The sequence below is a fragment of the Robertmurraya korlensis genome (genome assembly GCF_023715225.1).
Classification (GTDB): domain Bacteria; phylum Bacillota; class Bacilli; order Bacillales; family Cytobacillaceae; genus Robertmurraya_A.
The window spans coordinates 284,229-304,686 of record NZ_JAMBNS010000002.1 but is presented as its reverse complement, the minus strand read 5'-3'; the positions used below and the strand labels follow the sequence as shown (position 1 = coordinate 304,686).

The 20,458-nt window shown below is 40.1% G+C and carries 19 protein-coding genes; 18 read left to right on the top strand and 1 reads right to left on the bottom strand.

Annotated features, from left to right (window positions below; translation table 11 throughout):
• The first annotated feature begins 28 nt into the window (after nt 1-28).
• The 13 genes from M3175_RS05920 to pyrE all read left to right on the top strand — a co-directional run bounded on the left by M3175_RS05920 (nt 29) and on the right by pyrE (nt 13,612).
• The gene (locus M3175_RS05920) at nt 29-322 is read left to right on the top strand and encodes a hypothetical protein (RefSeq protein ID WP_251515858.1); all 294 of its coding nucleotides are present in this window, start codon (nt 29-31) and stop codon (nt 320-322) included.
• Nucleotides 323-404: 82 nt separating this feature from the next.
• Nucleotides 405-893, top strand: a complete 489-nt coding sequence (gene lspA / locus M3175_RS05915) for a signal peptidase II (RefSeq protein WP_251515856.1) — start codon at nt 405-407, stop codon at nt 891-893.
• A complete protein-coding gene (locus M3175_RS05910) occupies nt 868-1,779 on the top strand; it encodes an RluA family pseudouridine synthase (protein ID WP_251515854.1) in 912 nt (303 codons plus the stop codon). Before lspA ends, M3175_RS05910 begins: the two co-directional genes overlap by 26 nt.
• Before the next feature lie 179 nt (nt 1,780-1,958).
• Nucleotides 1,959-2,501, top strand: coding sequence for a bifunctional pyr operon transcriptional regulator/uracil phosphoribosyltransferase PyrR (gene pyrR / locus M3175_RS05905; protein ID WP_251515852.1), 543 nt, complete (start codon nt 1,959-1,961; stop codon nt 2,499-2,501).
• A gap of 140 nt (nt 2,502-2,641) precedes the next feature.
• The gene (locus M3175_RS05900) at nt 2,642-3,943 is read left to right on the top strand and encodes a solute carrier family 23 protein (protein ID WP_251515850.1); all 1,302 of its coding nucleotides are present in this window, start codon (nt 2,642-2,644) and stop codon (nt 3,941-3,943) included.
• Between the two features lie 160 nt (nt 3,944-4,103).
• Nucleotides 4,104-5,036: an aspartate carbamoyltransferase catalytic subunit gene (locus M3175_RS05895; protein ID WP_251516281.1), complete on the top strand. Its 933-nt coding sequence runs from the start codon at nt 4,104-4,106 to the stop codon at nt 5,034-5,036.
• Entirely contained in the window at nt 4,999-6,285 is a 1,287-nt protein-coding gene (gene pyrC / locus M3175_RS05890) for a dihydroorotase (protein WP_251515848.1), read from the top strand. The genes M3175_RS05895 and pyrC overlap by 38 nt, the downstream gene beginning before the upstream one ends.
• A complete protein-coding gene (locus tag M3175_RS05885; protein WP_285852185.1) occupies nt 6,282-7,385 on the top strand; it encodes a carbamoyl phosphate synthase small subunit in 1,104 nt (367 codons plus the stop codon). The genes pyrC and M3175_RS05885 overlap by 4 nt, the downstream gene beginning before the upstream one ends.
• On the top strand, nt 7,364-10,579 hold the full coding sequence (gene carB / locus M3175_RS05880; protein ID WP_251515844.1) for a carbamoyl-phosphate synthase large subunit: 3,216 nt from the start codon (nt 7,364-7,366) through the stop codon (nt 10,577-10,579). Before M3175_RS05885 ends, carB begins: the two co-directional genes overlap by 22 nt.
• Nucleotides 10,576-11,355: a dihydroorotate dehydrogenase electron transfer subunit gene (locus tag M3175_RS05875; protein WP_251515842.1), complete on the top strand. Its 780-nt coding sequence runs from the start codon at nt 10,576-10,578 to the stop codon at nt 11,353-11,355. Before carB ends, M3175_RS05875 begins: the two co-directional genes overlap by 4 nt.
• Nucleotides 11,352-12,293, top strand: coding sequence for a dihydroorotate dehydrogenase (locus tag M3175_RS05870; RefSeq protein ID WP_251515840.1), 942 nt, complete (start codon nt 11,352-11,354; stop codon nt 12,291-12,293). The genes M3175_RS05875 and M3175_RS05870 overlap by 4 nt, the downstream gene beginning before the upstream one ends.
• A complete protein-coding gene (gene pyrF, locus M3175_RS05865) occupies nt 12,265-12,996 on the top strand; it encodes an orotidine-5'-phosphate decarboxylase (RefSeq protein ID WP_251515838.1) in 732 nt (243 codons plus the stop codon). The genes M3175_RS05870 and pyrF overlap by 29 nt, the downstream gene beginning before the upstream one ends.
• Complete coding sequence (gene pyrE / locus M3175_RS05860; RefSeq protein WP_251515836.1) at nt 12,977-13,612, top strand: orotate phosphoribosyltransferase; 636 nt, start codon at nt 12,977-12,979, stop codon at nt 13,610-13,612. The genes pyrF and pyrE overlap by 20 nt, the downstream gene beginning before the upstream one ends.
• An 81-nt stretch (nt 13,613-13,693) precedes the next feature.
• Here the strand turns inward: pyrE and M3175_RS05855 are convergent, their stop codons facing one another.
• Entirely contained in the window at nt 13,694-15,403 is a 1,710-nt protein-coding gene (locus tag M3175_RS05855; RefSeq protein WP_251515834.1) for an Rqc2 family fibronectin-binding protein, read from the bottom strand.
• A gap of 155 nt (nt 15,404-15,558) precedes the next feature.
• Here M3175_RS05855 and M3175_RS05850 point away from each other — a divergent pair, with 155 nt between their 5' ends.
• The 5 genes from M3175_RS05850 to rpoZ all read left to right on the top strand — a co-directional run bounded on the left by M3175_RS05850 (nt 15,559) and on the right by rpoZ (nt 20,356).
• On the top strand, nt 15,559-18,237 hold the full coding sequence (locus M3175_RS05850) for a calcium-translocating P-type ATPase, SERCA-type (protein WP_251515832.1): 2,679 nt from the start codon (nt 15,559-15,561) through the stop codon (nt 18,235-18,237).
• Between the two features lie 79 nt (nt 18,238-18,316).
• Complete coding sequence (locus M3175_RS05845; protein ID WP_251515830.1) at nt 18,317-19,192, top strand: YicC/YloC family endoribonuclease; 876 nt, start codon at nt 18,317-18,319, stop codon at nt 19,190-19,192.
• Nucleotides 19,193-19,251: 59 nt separating this feature from the next.
• Nucleotides 19,252-19,515, top strand: coding sequence for an extracellular matrix/biofilm regulator RemA (gene remA / locus M3175_RS05840; protein WP_066053091.1), 264 nt, complete (start codon nt 19,252-19,254; stop codon nt 19,513-19,515).
• Nucleotides 19,516-19,525: 10 nt separating this feature from the next.
• Nucleotides 19,526-20,140, top strand: coding sequence for a guanylate kinase (gene gmk / locus M3175_RS05835; RefSeq protein ID WP_251515829.1), 615 nt, complete (start codon nt 19,526-19,528; stop codon nt 20,138-20,140).
• A 3-nt stretch (nt 20,141-20,143) separates the two neighbouring features.
• Entirely contained in the window at nt 20,144-20,356 is a 213-nt protein-coding gene (gene rpoZ, locus M3175_RS05830) for a DNA-directed RNA polymerase subunit omega (RefSeq protein ID WP_119707491.1), read from the top strand.
• The last annotated feature ends 102 nt before the right edge of the window (nt 20,357-20,458 follow it).

Below are 20,458 nucleotides of genomic sequence, written 5' to 3'. Positions count from 1 at the left end.
ACTAACGAAAACATCTGAAAACGGAGGTATGAACAAAATGGAAGCATTTGAACAAAAGCTCTATTTGGAACTCCGGAAATCGCGTACTGAATTAATGATGCAGTTATCAAATTCAAAAGGATCTCCCTTAGTAAAACCGCTTATTGAGGAAGAATTAAGAGACATCAATAGTGCCATTCAAAAATTGGAGAATGGTTCGTTTGGCAGATGCGAAATATCAGGTGAATTATTACCTTATGAACTACTTCAAATGGTTCCAACCTTAAAAACGGTGGAGGACTGTGGGAAGCTTGAACAATATTTATGTAAACCACTTTTTTAAACTGAAGCGTTTACTGTCGTTTTTATAGAGAATGTGCTAAAATGCAAAGGGAATATTAAGAGAAGGTTTGGAGGTTTCCTTTGTGTTTTATTACATAATCGCATTAATTGTCATTATTCTTGACCAATGGACCAAATGGTTAGTTGTGAAAAGAATGGAGCTAGGAGAAAGCATAACCGTTATAGAAAACTGGTTTTATATTACCTCCCATCGGAATAGAGGGGCTGCTTGGGGTATTTTGCAAGGACAGATGTGGTTTTTTTACTTAATAACTGTGATTGTGATTATCGGGATTGTTTATTATATTCAAAAAGCAGCGAAAGGTAAAAGGCTTCTTGGAGTGGCTCTCGGATTAATGCTAGGAGGAGCGATTGGTAATTTCTACGACCGAGTAGTACATAAAGAAGTAGTTGATTTTATTCATACGTATATTTTTAACTATAATTTTCCTATCTTTAATATTGCTGATTCAGCCTTAGTTATTGGAGTGGGTTTATTAATGATACAAATGTGGCAAGAAGAGCGACAATCTAAGGAGATAGCAAATGGACAAAGTAATACAAACAATTAATGAAGAGTATAAAGGCGAAAGACTCGATAAGGTTCTTTCGAGTGTAAACAATGAATGGTCGAGATCACAAGTACAGTTATGGATGCAAGAAGGCAGCGTTGTTGTTAACGGCCAAAAAGTAAAAAGCAGCTATAAATGTTCAGTTGGAGATGTAGTTGAAATAAATATTCCAGATCCAGAGGAGCTTGATGTGGTTCCTGAGCCGATGGACCTTGAGATCTTTTATGAGGATAGTGATGTTTTAGTTGTAAACAAGCCTAAGGGAATGGTGGTACATCCAGCACCAGGTCATTCAACAGGAACGCTTGTGAATGGATTAATGGCTCACTGTAAAGATCTGTCGGGCATCAACGGAGTGCTTCGACCAGGTATCGTCCATCGAATCGATAAGGATACTTCCGGTTTATTGATGGTTGCTAAAAATGATTTGGCTCACGAAAGCCTTGTGAATCAGCTTGTTGCAAAGACCGTAACACGTAAATACCGAGCCATTGTCCATGGAGTTATTCCTCATGATTATGGAACAATTGATGCCCCGCTAGCAAGAGACCCTAAGGATCGTCAAAGTATGACTGTAGTGGATAACGGAAAGCATGCAGTTACGCATTTTCAAGTGTTGGAGCGCTTTAAAGATTTTACACTTGTTGAATGTCAGTTAGAGACGGGACGTACCCATCAAATCAGAGTCCATATGAAATATATTGGTTATCCGTTAGCTGGAGATCCAAAATATGGACCAAGAAAAACGCTAGATATCGGCGGACAAGCTCTGCATGCGGGTGTGTTAGGATTTAATCACCCTCGAACCAATGAATACTTAGAATTTGAAGCCCCATTACCAGAGTACTTTGTAGAACTTCTTGAGTCTTTGAGAAATAATCGTTGACAAAGTTCTACATCTGATTTATGATTTCTATAGTTGAATAAGTCCTTTAAAGACGGTCCTGTGAGGCTGAGAAGGAAACGGAGCTTGTATGGCATAATTATGCCTACAAATGCAATTCGTGTACCCTCTAAGCCCTGGCCTAGAGGGTCTTTTTATGGATAAATGAGGAGGGGAAAACCTTGTCACAAAAAGCAATTGTACTTGATGAACAAGCCATAAGAAGAGCATTGACAAGGGTTGCTCACGAAATTATTGAAAAAAACAAAGGTGTAGATCGAATTGTTCTCATTGGAATACGAACAAGAGGAATCTTTCTCGCTGAGCGTCTTGCTGCAAGAATTAAAGAAATTGAAGGCACCGAAGTACCGGTAGGTGAATTAGATATTACTTTGTATCGGGACGATCTAACTAAGAAAACAAATGATCAGGAACCTTTAGTAAAGGGTTCAGACATCCCGCACGATATTACTAATAAAATTGTCATCTTAGTGGATGATGTATTATACACAGGCAGAACTGTACGGGCTGCGTTAGATGCATTAGTCGATATCGGAAGACCTGCTTCAGTACAGCTGGCAGTTCTAGTAGACAGAGGCCATAGAGAGTTACCTATAAGAGCAGATTATGTTGGGAAAAACATCCCAACCTCTAGTTCTGAAAAAATTGTAGTTCAACTAGCAGAAGTTGACAAACATGATACAGTAAGTATACACGAAAAATAAATATAACCTTTTAAAAAAGCACAGAGAGGCTTTCAAGGGGAAATGTAGAGTTGAGGGGGGAATATGTACCTTGACCTGCAACTAGACCCTCTTGTGCAAAAGAGGGTTTTTATTTTAACTACCAGAGGAGAGACACATACATGAATAACAAACCAATCCTAGATGTACACGAAACACCGAAACCAGTCCATTGGCTCACACTTAGCCTACAGCACTTATTCGCTATGTTTGGAGCTACCATATTAGTACCATTCTTAGTTGGACTTGATCCAGCGATTGCACTTATCTCCAGTGGTTTGGGAACGATCGCGTTCCTTATGATAACGAAATGGCAAGTACCTGCATATTTAGGATCATCATTCGCTTTCATTACACCGATCATTGCGGCAAAAGCAGCAGGCGGCCCAGCAGGTGCCATGATTGGAAGCTTTATTGCTGGTTTAGTGTACGGAATTGTTGCACTAATCATTAAAAAAGCAGGTTACCGTTGGATTATGAATCTCCTTCCTCCAATCGTAGTAGGACCAATCATTATTGTAATCGGGTTGGCTTTAGCAGGAACCGCAGTTAGTATGGCAATGAATAACCCAGCTGGAGAATATAGCCTACTGCATTTCTCAGCTGCACTTGTAACATTAGTAGCAACCATCATTTTCTCCATCTACGGAAAAGGAACATTGAGCATGATTCCAATTCTCGCAGGTATCATTATTGGATATGTGTATTCATTAATAGTAGGAATCGTTGATTTTGCCCCAGTTGCAGCTGCCAAATGGTTCGAAATGCCAAACTTCTTTGTACCGTTCGTTGATTATGAAGTAAAAGTAACACTTGATTTAGTACTATTAATGGCTCCAGTAGCCGTCGTAACATTATCAGAACATATTGGTCACCAACTTGTATTAGGAAAAGTAGTTGGTCGTGATTATATTAAAAACCCTGGTTTACATCGTTCGATTTTAGGAGATGGAACTGCAACAATGATCTCTGCACTAATCGGTGGACCTCCAAAGACAACATATGGAGAAAACATCGGAGTATTAGCCATTACAAGAGTATACAGCGTATACGTACTTCTTGGAGCAGCAGTCGTTGCAACAGTATTTGGATTCATCGGTAAAGTAACAGCACTAATAAGTTCAATCCCAACTCCAGTAATGGGTGGAGTATCCATCCTTCTATTCGGAATTATCGCATCATCAGGATTACGTATGCTAGTTGATAGCAAAATCGACTTCGGGGACAAGCGAAACCTTGTGATATCATCAGTAATCTTAGTAGTTGGTATCGGTGGAGCAGTCATTAAAGTTTCTGAAGGATTTGAAATACATGGGATGGCATTAGCAGCTATCTTGGGGATATTGATTAATTTAATCCTTCCTGGTAGACCAGAAGCTGCCGAAGATATGTTTGAGAGTGAAAAGGAAAATGAAGTAGCATAGCTACACCTTTTAAAGAAAGTCCAGAGAGGCTTGAAAGGGTGCATAGGAGAAGTGGAGATACCCAAGTTGGGTGTGTTCTGCTTCTGCCTATCTGCATAGCACCCTGACAAAAAAGTCAAGGGTGCTATTTTTTTACATAAACCACAAAAGGAGTGTTTTGATCATGAATCTGCTTACTACTTCAGAGCTTTCCGTTACCGAGATTTACGACATCCTTGCAGAGGCGAAAAAATTTTCTGAGGGTGCTGCGTGGCAGCCTAATCAATCATCCTTTGTTGCAAACTTGTTTTTTGAACCGAGTACTAGAACAAAATGCAGTTTTGAAATTGCTGAAAGAAGACTGGGTTTAAACATTATTCCATTCGAAACACATTCATCAAGTATCACTAAAGGTGAAACGCTATATGATACGGTTCGAACTTTAGAATCTATTGGTGTTCAGGCGGTCGTCATTCGCCACACAGAAGACGAGTACTTCAAGCAGCTAGTCGGAAAAACAAACGTTAAAATTATTAACGCTGGAGATGGATGCGGTCATCATCCAACTCAATCGTTGCTTGACTTATTAACGATTTACGAAGAATACGGACATTTTCAAGGCCTTAAGATAGGTATTGTGGGAGACCTAATACACAGCCGTGTAGCAAGGTCAAATGCGATTGCCCTTCACCGATTAGGGGCAGAGATCGTCTTCTCAGGACCAAAAGAATGGATTGACCAAGAGCTTTTACAATACGGAAGGTATGAAGAGATTGATAAGTTAACAGAAACCGTTGATGTGCTTATGCTCCTCCGTATTCAACACGAAAGGCATCAAGTAGGTGGAGAAACGGTTGATTATCACCAAGTTTTTGGTTTAACCATAGAAAGAGAAAAACGGATGAAGAAAGGAAGCATTATTATGCATCCTGCGCCAGTAAATAGAGATGTAGAAATCGCTGATAGTTTAGTAGAATGTGAGCGTTCGAGAATCTTTAAGCAAATGGAAAATGGCGTCTACATTCGTATGGCAGTATTAAAAAGAGCACTACAACAATCTGAAGGGGGAAAATTCAATGACAATTCTCATCAAAAATGGTCAATGGCTTACTGATAAAGGACAAAAGGAGGCAGTCGATATTTTAATAAAAGACGAAAAGATTGCAGCAATTGGTCCGGATCTTCAAGCAGAGGATGCAGAGATCATTGACGCAGCAGGATTGCTAGTATCTCCTGGGTTTGTTGACTTGCATGTTCATTTACGTGAGCCAGGAGGAGAGAAGAAGGAAACGATTGCTACAGGTACACTAGCAGCAGCTCGTGGGGGTTTTACAACGATTGCAGCTATGCCTAATACAAGACCGGTTCCAGATTCAGTCGAAACTCTTCAAAATTTAAATAAACGAATTGCAGAAACAGGTGCTGTTCGAGTGCTGCCATATGCTTCAATTACGATCAGAGAGTTAGGAAAGGAACTTACTGATTTTGCCGAATTAAAAGAAGAAGGAGCATTCGCCTTCACAGATGACGGAGTAGGGGTTCAATCAGCAGATATGATGCTTCAAGCGATGCAACTTGCAGCAAGTGTAGATATGCCAATCGTGGCACATTGCGAAGAAAACACGTTAATTCATAAAGGATCTGTACACGAAGGGGAATTTTCAAATAAACATGGCTTGAACGGAATACCTTCTGTTTGTGAATCAGTTCATATTGCGAGAGACGTTTTATTAGCTGAAGCAGCAAACTGTCATTACCATGTATGCCATATTAGTACGAAAGAATCGGTTCGTGTGGTACGTGACGCCAAGCGTGCAGGGATTCGTGTAACTGCAGAAGTAACACCGCATCATCTACTATTATGTGATGAGGATATCCCAGGATTAGATACGAACTATAAAATGAATCCTCCACTAAGAGGAAAAGTGGATCGAGAGGCATTAATTGAAGGTTTACTTGATGGAACAATTGATTTTATTGCCACAGACCATGCTCCTCATACGGCTGAAGAAAAAGCAGAGGGAATGGCTCTTGCACCATTTGGAATTGTCGGGTTAGAAACGGCATTCCCACTTTTATATACAAATCTTGTTGAAAAGGGAATTTTAACAGAAAAGCAGTTAGTAGATTTCTTAACAGTGAAGCCGGCTCAGGCATTTGACTTACCATATGGAAAGCTTGAGGTTGGAGCAGTCGCTGATCTGGTATTAGTCGATCTTGATAATCAAGAAAAAATTGATCCAAATACATTCTTATCAAAAGGAAGAAACACTCCATTTGGTGGTTGGGAATGTAAAGGATGGCCAATAGTAACAATCGCAGCTGGGAAAATCGCATGGAAAAGAGGGTATGTAACAGTATGAAAAGGCAATTAATTCTAGAAAACGGGACAGTTTTTATCGGAAAAGCTTTTGGAAGTGACACAGAAAAAATGGGAGAAGTCGTGTTTAACACCGGAATGACTGGTTATCAGGAAATTCTCTCTGACCCTTCTTACTGTGGACAAATCGTTACTTTTACTTATCCGCTTGTTGGAAATTACGGGATAAATCGTGATGATTTCGAATCAATTTCTCCTTCTGTTCATGGAATGGTTGTGAAGGAAGCGGCAGACTTTGCATCGAACTGGAGAAACGAAAAAACATTAGATGAATTATTAAAAGAAAAGAATATTCCTGGAATTTCAGGTGTCGACACAAGAAAGCTTACAAGAATCATTCGACAATATGGGGCACTAAAGGGTGCGATCTGTTCGATTGATGCAAGTGTTGAGGAAGTGCTTGAAGGATTAAAAGCACCATTTAGAAACGATCAAGTAAAGCAAGTTTCCACTAAATCTGCTTATGCAAGTCCTGGTAGAGGAAGAAGAATTGTTCTTGTTGACTTTGGAATGAAGCATGGAATTTTACGCGAATTAAATAAGCGTGATTGTGACGTAATTGTTGTTCCTTATAACACAACCGCTGAAGAAATTAAACGTTTGAAGCCAGACGGAGTGATGCTATCGAATGGACCTGGGGACCCTAAGGATGTTCCAGAAGCAATTGAAATGATTCAACAAATCATAGGACATGTTCCACTGTTTGGAATTTGTTTAGGTCATCAGTTGTTTGCGCTAGCATGTGGAGCGAACACGGTTAAGTTGAAATTTGGTCACAGAGGCTCGAACCACCCGGTGAAGGATTTAGCAACAGGAAAAGTGGCTCTTACTTCACAAAACCATGGGTACACCGTTGAAGAAGAATCACTTCAAGGAACTTTGTTAGAGGTTACACATATCGCGTTAAATGACGGTACGGTTGAAGGATTAAAGCATAAAGAAGCAAAAGCATTTACGGTCCAGTATCATCCGGAAGCATCTCCAGGACCAGAGGATGCAAACTATTTATTCGAACAGTTTTTACAGTTGATTGAGACAGAAAAAGAGGAAGGTGCAATCGAATGCCAAAGCGTACAGATATAAAAAGCATACTAGTTATCGGATCAGGTCCCATCGTCATTGGGCAAGCAGCAGAATTTGATTATGCAGGTACTCAAGCATGTATCGCATTAAAAGAAGAAGGGTACCGTGTTATCTTAGTAAACTCTAACCCAGCAACAATCATGACAGATACTACGATGGCAGATGCTGTGTATATTGAGCCACTAACTTTGGAGTTCGTTAGCACAATCATCCGAAAAGAACGACCAGATGCACTTGTCCCAACACTTGGAGGACAAACAGGATTAAACCTAGCAGTAGAGTTAGCTAACTCTGGAGTTCTTGAGGAATGTAATGTAGAAATTTTAGGTACAAAGCTTTCAGCCATTGAGCAAGCGGAGGATCGCGATTTATTCCGTACATTAATGAATGACCTAGGCGAGCCAGTACCTGAAAGTGAAATTATCCATACACTTGAAGAAGCATATGACTTCGTTGCACAAATCGGTTACCCAGTCATCGTTCGTCCAGCGTTTACACTCGGCGGCACGGGTGGAGGGATCTGCCATAACGAAGAGGAATTGGTTGAAACCGTAACAAGTGGTTTGAAAAATAGCCCGGTTACACAATGTCTATTAGAGAAAAGCATTGCTGGCTTTAAGGAAATTGAATATGAAGTAATGAGAGACGCGAATGACAATGCGATCGTTGTATGTAATATGGAAAACATCGATCCAGTCGGTGTTCATACAGGAGATTCAATCGTTGTTGCGCCGAGCCAAACGCTGAGCGATCGTGAGTATCAAATGCTTAGAAATACATCATTAAAGATCATTCGCGCCCTTGGAATTGAGGGTGGCTGTAACGTACAGCTAGCTTTAGATCCTGACAGTTATGATTATTACATCATTGAAGTAAATCCACGTGTGAGTAGATCCTCTGCTCTTGCATCAAAAGCGACAGGATATCCGATTGCTAAGCTTGCTGCAAAAATTGCGGTGGGGTTAACGCTTGATGAAATGATGAACCCTGTAACAGGAAAAACCTATGCAAGTTTCGAACCTGCTCTTGATTATATCGTATCAAAAATTCCAAGATGGCCGTTTGATAAGTTCGAAAGTGCGAACCGTACACTTGGTACACAAATGAAGGCTACCGGTGAAGTAATGGCGATTGGCCGTACATTTGAAGAATCTTTATTAAAAGCCATTCGTTCACTAGAAGCGAATGTATTCCATTTTTCACTAAACGATGCAGATGAAATATCTGATGAGTTACTTGAAAAGCGAATTCGTAAAGCTGGAGATGAGCGTCTGTTCTATATCGGTGAAGCGTTAAGACGTGGCGTTACGATCGAAACCATCCATGCATGGAGCAAAATTGATCTATTCTTCCTTGCAAAGTTTTCTAAAATTGTCGAGTTCGAAGCAAAGTTGCAAGCTCTTCCTTTTGACGAGGAAATTACTAGAGAAGCAAAGGAACTAGGATTTGCTGACAGTACTCTTGCCAAGCTTTGGTCTACAAACGAGCGTGCTGTATATGACTGGAGAGTAGAAAAGGGCATTGTTCCAGTTTACAAAATGGTTGATACATGTGCAGCTGAGTTCGAGTCGGAAACACCTTACTATTACGGAACGTATGAAGACGAAAATGAATCCATTGTAAGTGAACGTGAAAGTGTAATTGTACTTGGTTCTGGTCCAATTCGAATTGGTCAAGGAATCGAATTTGACTACTCAACGGTTCATGCGGTTTGGGCGATTCAAGAGGCAGGCTATGAGGCCATCATCATTAACAATAATCCTGAAACAGTATCAACTGACTTCAGTATCTCTGATAAGCTTTACTTTGAGCCTTTAACAATTGAAGATGTCATGCATGTGATTGATTTAGAAAAGCCAGCTGGTGTGGTTGTCCAATTCGGTGGACAAACAGCGATTAACCTAGCTTCTAAGCTTGTAGAAAGAGGGGTTAAGATTCTAGGAACGAGCTTGGATGATCTTGACCGTGCAGAAAATCGAGACCGTTTTGAAGCTGCATTGCAAGAGTTAGGAATTCCTCAGCCGTTAGGAAAAACGGCAAGAACAGCAGCTGAAGCAGCCGTGATAGCTAATTCAATTGGTTACCCAGTATTGGTTCGTCCATCATATGTACTTGGTGGTAGAGCGATGCAAATCGTTTATCAAGAAGCGGAGTTATTGCAATACATGAAGGAAGCGGTAAAGATTAATCCAGAGCATCCGATATTAATTGACCGTTACCTAACAGGAAAAGAAATAGAAGTAGATGCAATTTGCGATGGCGAAACAGTCATCATTCCTGGAATCATGGAGCATATTGAAAGAGCTGGAGTTCACTCTGGTGACTCAATCGCTGTGTACCCGCCACAAAGCATATCACAAGCAGTAAAAGACAAGCTTGTTGACTACACCATTCGTTTGGCTAAAGGTTTAGGAATCATAGGACTTTTCAACATTCAATACGTCGTTTCAAAAGAAGAAGTGTATGTGTTGGAAGTAAATCCTCGTTCAAGCCGTACGGTACCATTCTTAAGCAAAATTACAAACGTACCAATGGCTAATCTTGCGACAAAAGCGATTCTTGGATTATCGCTAAAGGAGCAAGGCTATGAGACAGGACTGGTAGAAGAGAAGCAAGGTGTATTTGTTAAAGTACCGGTATTCTCTTTTGCTAAGCTAAGACGAGTTGATATAACATTAGGACCAGAAATGAAGTCGACTGGTGAGGTTATGGGGAAAGACCACACGCTTGAAAAAGCCCTTTACAAAGGATTAGTTGCTTCAGGAATGAAAATTCAAGGATTTGGATCGGTTCTTATGACGATTGCTGACAAAGATAAGCAAGAAGCTTTAGGGATCGCGCAGCGTTTCTTCTCAATCGGTTTCCGTGTAATGGCAACGGAAGGGACAGCGAAGTTCTTCCAAGAACAAGGAATTCCAGTGAAAGTTGTTGAGAAGATTGGTGGAGGCCACCCTGATATCGTCGATGTAATCCGAAACGGGCAAGCACAATTTGTCATTAACACATTAACAAAAGGAAAGCAGCCAGAACGTGATGGGTTTAGAATTCGTAGAGAATCAGTTGAAAACGGTGTTCCTTGCTTAACTTCATTAGATACAGCAGAGGCCATTTTACGAGTAATTGAATCAATGAATTTTTCAGCTGAGGCGATGGAGAAAAGTCCCGCAAACAGCAGGGAGGCAGTACTACTATGATTCGTAATGAGGAATGCATTGTACTTTCCAATCAAGAAATAGCTCACAATATTTTTGAGCTCACCCTTAAGGGTGAGCTCGTCCAACAGATGAATGAACCAGGTCAATTTGTACATCTAAAAGTTAGTGATAGTGTAGATCCACTGTTGCGTAGACCGATTAGTATTGCAAAAATCGACCAAGCAACTGACATGTTTACGATGATTTTCCGTGCAGAAGGTAATGGAACGAAGCTTCTTGCACAGAAAAGAGTCGGAGATGTTGTAGACGTTCTAGGACCTTTAGGTAATGGATTTCCGGTAGAGGAAGCAAAGGCTGGTTCAACTGCCCTTTTAGTAGGTGGCGGAATTGGTGTACCTCCACTATATGAATTATCTCTAAGGCTAAAAATGCGAAACGTGAATGTCATTCATGTGTTAGGCTTTGCAACAAAGGATGCGGTATTTTACGAAGAGAAATTTGCTGAATTAGGTGATACGTATATCGTAACGGTTGATGGAACTCATGGTGAGAAAGGATTTGTAACGGATGTGATCGCCGAGCAAAATCTTTCATTTGAGACATTGTACACATGTGGTCCTACCCCGATGTTACGAGCATTAGAGGCCGCGTATCCTGAGAAAAATGTATATCTGTCTCTTGAAGAGCGAATGGGCTGTGGAATTGGAGCTTGCTTTGCATGCGTATGTAGAACACAGGAAGATCCTACAGGATATACGTATAAAAAGGTTTGTACAGATGGGCCAGTGTTTAAAGGAGGGGAGGTTCTTATATGAGTCAACTAGCGGTGAACCTACCTGGTTTACAATTAAAAAACCCAATCATGCCAGCGTCAGGATGCTTTGGATTCGGTAGAGAGTATAGTCAGTTTTATGATTTAAGTACATTAGGTTCCATAATGATTAAAGCAACCACAGTAGAACCTCGATTTGGGAATCCAACTCCACGGGTAGCAGAGACAACTGCGGGAATGTTAAATGCGATTGGCTTGCAAAATCCTGGCCTTAAAAAGGTTATTAATGAGGAGCTTGCTTGGTTAGACCAATTTGATGTACCAATCATCGCAAATGTGGCTGGCTCACTTGAAGAGGACTATATTGAAGTTGCACGTGAAATTTCAAAGGTAAGTAATGTTCATGCTCTTGAACTGAATATCTCTTGCCCAAATGTAAAAACAGGTGGTATTGCTTTTGGAACAATTCCTGAAGTGGCAAAGGAATTAACGAAAAGGGTGAAAGAAGTATCAAGTGTACCTGTTTATGTCAAGCTTTCACCGAATGTATCGAATATTGTTGAGATGGCGAAGGCGGTCGAGGCAGGCGGTGCTGACGGGTTAACCATGATTAATACGTTAATAGGTATGAGACTTGATTTGAAAACAGGTAAGCCTGTGCTCGCTAATAATACAGGTGGACTTTCAGGACCTGCCATTAAACCGGTTGCGATTCGAATGATATATGAAGTAAGTCAGCACGTAAATATTCCTATTATCGGGATGGGTGGCGTTCAATCGGCAGAAGATGTGATTGAATTTTTTTATGCCGGAGCGAGTGCGGTGGCAGTTGGTACAGCTAATTTTGTAGATCCGCTCGTATGTCCGAAAATCATTGAACAACTTCCAGTATTATTAAATGAACTTGGATTTGATCATATTTCAGAATGTACGGGAAGGAGCTGGAAGAAGAATGAAAAACTCGCTTATCATCGCGCTTGATTTTCCAGATAAAAATGATGTGTACGGTTTTTTAAAGAAATTTAATAACGAGCAACTATTCGTTAAGGTGGGCATGGAACTTTTTTATAAAGAAGGCCCTGCAATGGTACAAGAATTAAAGGAAATGGGTCATGATATTTTTTTAGATTTAAAATTGCACGATATTCCAAATACAGTGGGTCGTGCAATGAGAAACTTAGCTAGCCTAGGTTGTGACTTAGTGAATGTTCATGCAGCAGGTGGAAAAGAAATGATGATGGCAGCTGTAGAAGGACTTGAGGCTGGAACGGCTTCAGGTGCGAAAAGACCAAACATCATCGCAGTAACACAGCTAACTAGTACTTCAGAGGAACAAATGAAAGGTGAACAATTAATTTCAGTGAGCCTCGAACAGTCTGTTCTTCATTATGCAAAGGTAACAAAAGATGCAGGACTTGATGGGGTGGTTTGCTCTTCAAATGAAGTAAAGCTCATCCGTGAACAAATAGGTGAACAGTTCTTAACTGTTACACCAGGAATTCGAATGAGTTCGGAGTCAGTTGGTGACCAAAAAAGAGTAGCTACTCCTGAGTTTGCTAGAAACGCAGGTGTATCCATGATTGTTGTAGGTCGTTCTATTACAAGAGCCGAAGATCCGGTACTAGCTTATCAGCTTTACCAAAACGCGTGGGAGGGAAAAGTATATGAAACAAAAAATAGCTAACACACTTTTAGAAATCGGAGCAGTATCGTTACAACCGAACCATCCATTTACTTGGACATCAGGAATTAAATCACCGATTTATTGTGATAACAGACTGACTTTATCTTTTCCTGAAGCAAGAAGAGAGATTGCAGCTGGACTAAAAGAACTTATACTTAAGAACTTCCCTGAGGCAGAAATGGTAGCTGGAACAGCAACTGCTGGAATTCCTCATGCGGCATGGGTAAGTGAGCTACTTAATTTACCAATGAGTTATGTTCGTTCATCAGCAAAAGGGCATGGCAAAGGAAATCAAATTGAAGGCCGTGTCGTTGCAGGACAAAAAGTAGTAGTAGTGGAAGACTTAATCTCAACTGGTGGAAGCGTCATTACTGCAGTTGATGCATTAAGAGAAGCGGGTTGTGAAGTATTAGGAGTCGTTTCTATCTTCACGTATGAACTAGAAAAAGGGAAGAAGCTATTAGAGGAAGCAAGCATTAAAACATATTCCCTAACAGATTTCTCAACATTAGTGGATGTGGCATTAGCGGCTGGAAGCATCGAAGAGGATGCAGTAGCTAGTCTTCGTAGCTGGAGCCAAGACCCTACAGCTTGGAAACCGGTAGTAAAAGCCTAATATAAATGAAGAAAAAAAGAGTGTCCACCCCAGACGGACAAAACAGCAAATCTGTCCATTTGGGGTGTCTGACACCCTTTTTTATTTTTTTAACTGGATAATAAGGTTTTCGTCAGGTGTGACGTATACCGTTTGTTGGTTGTCATATATGACGAAGCCTGGTTTTGCTCCGTTTGGTTTCTTTACATGTCTTACTTGTGTGAAGTCAACGGGAACGGAGCTCGAGCTTCGTGCTTTACTAAAATAGGAAGCGATATTGGCTGCCTCTAGAATGGTCGTATCACTTGGATCTTTGCTTCGAATGACAACATGTGATCCAGGAATATCCTTAGTATGAAGCCATACATCGTCACGACTGGCTACTTTGTTCGTTAAGTAATCATTTTGCTTATTGTTTTTCCCTACGAGGATGTCTGTTCCGTCGGAGGATACGTATTGATCAAGTACTGGCTTTACTACTAATTGTTTTTTTGATTTATTTTTATGTCGGTCACGAATATATCCTTCTTCAATTAACTCTTGACGAATTTCCTCAATATCTTTAATAGAGGCAGTCTCCATTTGCTGAATCAATGTCTCAAAATACAGCACTTCTTCGTTTGCTTTTTCAATTTGTTCTTGAACAATCCTACGTGCCGTTTTTGCTTTTTGATACTTTGTAAAGTATCGCTGCGCATTGTCTGACGGTGACTTCTGAGGATCGAGTGGTATAGTAACCATTCCAGCATTCTCGTCATAATAATTAATCACTTCGATGGATGTCATACCTTTTTCAACGGAATAGAGATTGGCCGTTAATAACTCCCCAAATAATTGATATTCTTCTGCATTTTGTGCATCTACCAATGTTTTTTGAAGCTTATCGATTTTCTTCTTATTTTTATCTCGTTCATTAATAATCAACCGTTCCAGGTCATTTCCTTGCTGCTTCACACGGTCTCTTTCGGCTTTCCCAAAATAATAACGGTCGAGCATTTCGCTAATATTCGAAAATGATTGAATTTCACCTGATGTATGAGTCATTGGGAATAGATAAAACATTTCTTTTCCATTGGCATTCATTATCGATGGCTCATATTGATGCGTTTCAATTTTTTCCATGCGATTAATAAAAGCTTTGGGTAAGGTATTTCGGTTAACAATGCCTGCTTCATGGATGATTTGTCTTGCTAATAAAGGAGATAAACCAGCAAATTGCTCAACCAGTTGCTTATCCATTTTACCTGCATTAAAGTCCACTCTCTTTAACACGTCCTCCTCTGATGCCTCTAGAGGATTATATTTGTTTTGAGCAGGAGGAAGCTTGTACTCCTGACCAGGTAGAATCGCACGATGGCTGTTAAGAGCATAAGAGACATGCTTGATGCTGTCTAAAATCATGTTTCGTGTCTTATCAATTAAGACAATATTGCTATGGCGTCCCATAATTTCAATAACGAGTTGTTTGCTCGACAGATCTCCGAGTTCGTTTCTTCCCTTCACATCCAAAACAATCATTCTTTCAAGTCCAACTTGATGAATATCCTCTAATATATATCCTTCTAAATGCTTTCTTAATAACATGCAAAACATTGGAGGCTCATTTGGATTTTCATATGATTCTTTAGTTATTTGTGCCCGAGCGTAACTCGGATGAACAGACAGCAAAAGCTTATGGTTCTTTCCACCTGCACGAATAACTAGCACGATTTCATTTTTAAATGGTTGATGAATTTTATTAATACGCCCACCGCGTAAAGTCTCAGAAAGCTCCTTAGCGATAGCACGCGTAAACAGTCCGTCAAATGACATAAGAGAACATCCTTTTCTATAAATTGCATTTCAAAATAGCGGTCGCTTCCACTTTTGTAATAATTATATCATTTTTTAGGACGAGGCTGAATAAGCTTAGTTTAGAGTGAGTTGGGACAACTCTGTTGAAAATAATAGGAGGAAGGGATTGCCGGATGAGATTCCATGGGATGGAAAAAAAGGAAGTAGAAAAAGCCTTAAATACTGATTACATGGTCGGTTTATCTGAGGCTGATGCAGTAAAACGTATAGAACAACATGGATTCAACGAGCTAGAAGAAGGAGAAAAGCAGTCCGCTTTAATCTTATTCTTTAGTCAATTCAAAGACTTCATGGTTCTTGTTTTATTAGCAGCGACGTTGATTTCGGGACTGTTAGGTGAGTATATAGATGCGATTGCTATCATCGCGATTGTCATTATCAATGGATTTTTAGGTTTTTTCCAAGAGCGTAAAGCCGAACGTTCCCTACAGGCACTAAAGGAGCTATCAGCGCCACAAGTATATGTCTTAAGAGATGGAAACTGGATCAAAATTGCTTCAAGAGAGGTTGTACCAGGAGATATTTTACGTTTTTCAAGTGGTGACCGTATTGGGGCAGATGTGAGATTAATAGAAACCAATAGTTTGGAAATTGAGGAATCAGCATTAACGGGGGAATCGTTACCTGTACAAAAGACAGATGAAAGACTACAAGAAGAAAATCTTGGTCTTGGCGATATGCAAAACATGGCCTTTATGGGAACAATGATCACGAGGGGAAGCGGTGTTGGAGTTGTTGTTGGAACCGGAATGAAAACAGCGATGGGCCAAATTGCTGACCTGCTGCAAAATGCGGAAACGATGGAAACACCTCTTCAAAGAAGATTGGAGCAATTAGGAAAAATTTTAATCACGGCGGCTCTTCTTTTAACGGTATTAGTTGTCATTGCAGGGGTATTTGGCGGGCACGATTTATATACCATGTTTTTAGCTGGGGTATCGTTAGCGGTTGCCGCAATTCCTGAGGGTCTACCTGCAATTGTCACAGTTGCTTTATCACTTGGTGTTCAACGAATGATTAAGCAAAAAGCTATTGTTCGTAAGCTTCCTGCTGTTGAAACATTAGGATGTGCTTCTGTTATTTGCTCTGATAAAACAGGAACGATGACACAGAATAAAATGACCGTTACTCATTTATGGAGCGGGGGAGAGGTTTCTCAAGTTGGTGGAGTTGGTTATGAGCCAAGAGGTGAATTCTATCGGGGAGATCATAAGGTTTCCATAAAAGAAGAAAAAGCACTTCAGCAAATGCTGATGTTTGGTATGCTCTGTAACCATTCAGAAATCTCTCAAAAAGGCAGCGAGTATGTAATTGACGGGGATCCTACAGAAGGTGCACTTCTCGTATCAGCACTAAAAGCAGGTTTTACAAGAGACCAACTTCAAAAGCAGTATGAGTTAGTAAAAGAATTCCCATTTGATTCAGCCCGGAAAATGATGAGTGTTGTTGTGAAGGATACGAACGGAAGACAATTTATTGTCACAAAGGGTGCACCAGACGTCTTAATTTCAAAAAGTGAATCAATCCTATGGGAAAATCGTCGACAGTTTATGTCTCGGGACATGGAGGGAAAAGTAAAGGATGCTATTGAAGGGTTAGCATCTCAAGCATTACGTACGATCGCGATAGCTTACCGAGAGGTGTCACCTGGAACGCTTATCCTTGATGAAAGAGAAGCAGAAAAAGATCTCACTTTTATCGGGTTACAAGGGATGATTGATCCGCCACGACCAGAAGTGAGGCATGCAGTTAAAGAATGTAAAGAAGCAGGAATTAAGACCGTCATGATCACAGGAGATCATATCATTACAGCGAAGGCGATTGCCAAACAACTAGGTATACTAACACCAAAAAGTAAGGTGCTAGATGGTAATGCACTGAATGAGATGTCAGTAGAAGAGCTTGAAGAAGTTGTGGATGACGTTTCAGTATTCGCACGTGTTTCTCCAGAGCATAAGTTAAAGATTGTAAAAGCATTACAAAGCAGGGGACATATCGTTGCGATGACTGGTGATGGAGTCAATGATGCGCCGGCTATTAAAGCAGCAGATATTGGTGTAGCAATGGGAATTACCGGTACCGATGTAGCGAAAGAAGCATCTGCATTAGTTCTTCTCGATGATAATTTTGCAACAATTAAAGCAGCGATTAAAGAAGGAAGGAATATTTACGAGAACATCCGTAAATTCATTCGTTATTTACTAGCTTCCAATGTTGGTGAAATATTAGTGATGCTATTCGCTATGCTGCTTGCACTCCCACTTCCTCTAGTGCCAATTCAAATTCTTTGGGTCAATCTTGTAACGGATGGGTTGCCAGCAATGGCATTAGGTCTTGATCAGCCAGAGGAAAACGTGATGAAGCGTGGTCCGCGGAGTCCTAAAGAAGGAGTTTTTGCAAGAGGGTTAGGCTGGAAGGTTATCTCACGAGGCTTTTTAATTGGTACTTCCACTTTACTTGCGTTTATCATTTCGTATAATGAAAATCCTAATGATTTAATTCATGCACAAACTGTTGCTTTCGCTACTCTTGTTTTAGCTCAGCTAATTCATGTATTCGATTGTCGTAGTGAAAAATCCGTTTTCTCAAGAAATCCATTCGGAAATATGTATCTTGTATGGGCGGTTATTTCTTCATTAGCTTTAATGCTAGTAGTAATGTATTATCCGCCACTACAACCAATCTTCCATACCGTACCACTGGCTCTTCGTGATTGGTTATTAGTCATTGGTTTTGCGTCCATCCCAACTTTTTTACTAGCAGGTTCATTTTTGGCAAGTAAAAATAAATAAAGTATGTTATAATCCAAAAGGTGATAGAGAAAGCTCTATTACCTTTTTCTATACTCAGGAAAGTTATGGGGTGTTGGCTTTGATAAAAAGCATGACAGGCTTTGGTAGAAGCATCCGCAGCAATGAACATATCAAGGTAACTGTTGAGGTTAAAACGGTGAATCACCGATTTGCCGAATATCACTTCCGAATACCTAGAAGTCTTTCTAACCTCGAGGATAAGCTAAAAAAGACGCTTAATGAATACATAAAAAGAGGAAGAATTGAGGTCTTCATCACCATAGAAGGTGAAGGACTAACAAATCGAAAACTCTTAGTCGATTGGAGTCTCTTAGAGGACTATCTTCAGTACATAAAAGAAATTCAGAAACGCTTTCAAATTAATGAGGGAGTTTCCATCAAGGATATACTTAATCGAGACGAGATATTTAGTATTGAAGAGCAAGAATCTGACACCGAGTGTATTGAAGAGCTTGTGTTAGATGCTTTGCTTGATGCTGCTCAAAATTGTGTAAATATGCGTGAAGCGGAAGGGAAGGCATTACAGCAGGATATTCGCTCACATATTGAAAAGATACAATCGACTGTCCATACACTTAGAAAATATGCGCCGACTGTTGCTCTACAATACGCGAATCGGTTAAAGAAGAGAATTCAAGAATATGTAGACCTGCAGTTGGATGAAGCGAGAATTGTGACTGAAATTGCCATTTTTGCAGATAAAGTAGATATCAATGAAGAGCTCACAAGACTCGATAGTCATGTTGTACAATTTACAACCTTCTTAAATGAACAGGAGCCTGTTGGTAGAAAGCTTGATTTCCTTGTCCAAGAGATGAATAGGGAAACAAATACAATCGGATCAAAGGCAAATGATGCGAAAATAGCTAGCGAAGTGGTGGAGTTAAAAAGCTTGATCGAAAAGATTAAGGAGCAGATTCAAAATATTGAATAGCACTTGGTTTAGAAATGCTTTAGGAAGGTAAAAATAATTCTTATGATTGGAGGACAATCATGTCAATTAAACTAATAAATATCGGTTTTGGAAACATCGTTTCTGCAAATCGAATTATTTCTATCGTTAGTCCCGAATCAGCTCCGATAAAGAGAATTATTCAAGATGCAAGGGATCGTGGTTCGTTAATAGATGCTACATATGGAAGAAGAACTCGCGCAGTAATTGTGATGGATAGTGACCATGTTATTCTTTCTGCGGTACAGCCAGAAACGGTTGCGGCCCGTTTAAATGATAAAGATGATATTATAGATGAAGGGTAGGAAAAGATTCATGCAGGAAAAAGGGTTATTAATTGTTTTATCTGGACCCTCCGGAGTAGGAAAAGGTACGGTAAGGAAAGAGGTATTTTCACAGCCTGATACCGCCTTTGAATACTCTATTTCGATGACTACCCGTGCTCCAAGAGAAGGGGAAGTTAATGGAGTGGATTACTTCTTTAAGTCTAGAGAAGAATTTGAACAACTTATAGAAGAGGAAAAGCTACTTGAATATGCCGAGTTTGTTGGCAATTATTACGGGACACCCGTTGATTACGTAAGACAAACATTAGATAGTGGAAAAGACGTATTCTTGGAAATTGAAGTACAAGGTGCGAGGCAGGTCAGGAAGAAGTTTCCGGACGGACTATTTATATTCCTCGTTCCGCCAAGTTTATCTGAGTTGAAAAACCGGATTGTCACACGTGGTACAGAGACTGAGGATGTCATCAACAATCGAATGAATGCTGCACGAGAAGAATTAGAAATGATGCATTTGTATGATTATGTGGTGGAAAACGACCAAGTCGACAGAGCTGTTGAAAGAATTAAAGCGATCGTCATTGCCGAGCATTTACGTCGTGAACGAGTAGAACCTAGATATAGAAGAATTTTGGAGGTAGATTAATCTATGTTATATCCATCAATTGATTCATTAATGACAAAAATTGACTCAAAGTATTCACTAGTTTCGGTTGCTGCAAAAAGAGCACGAAAGCTTCAACAAGGAGAAAACCTGCACTTAGATAAGTATGTTTCTCATAAGCAGGTTGGAAAAGCGTTAGAAGAAATTCATGCCGATAAGCTTACTTACCGTATCGTAAAAGACGAATCAGCTGAATAAAGACGGGGAACAACCTAAATTTTAGGTTGTTTTTTGTTTTAAAGATGCAAATGAAGTTAGGTTCTTGCATAATGAAAGAAAGATGTTTATCGAACGGAGGTA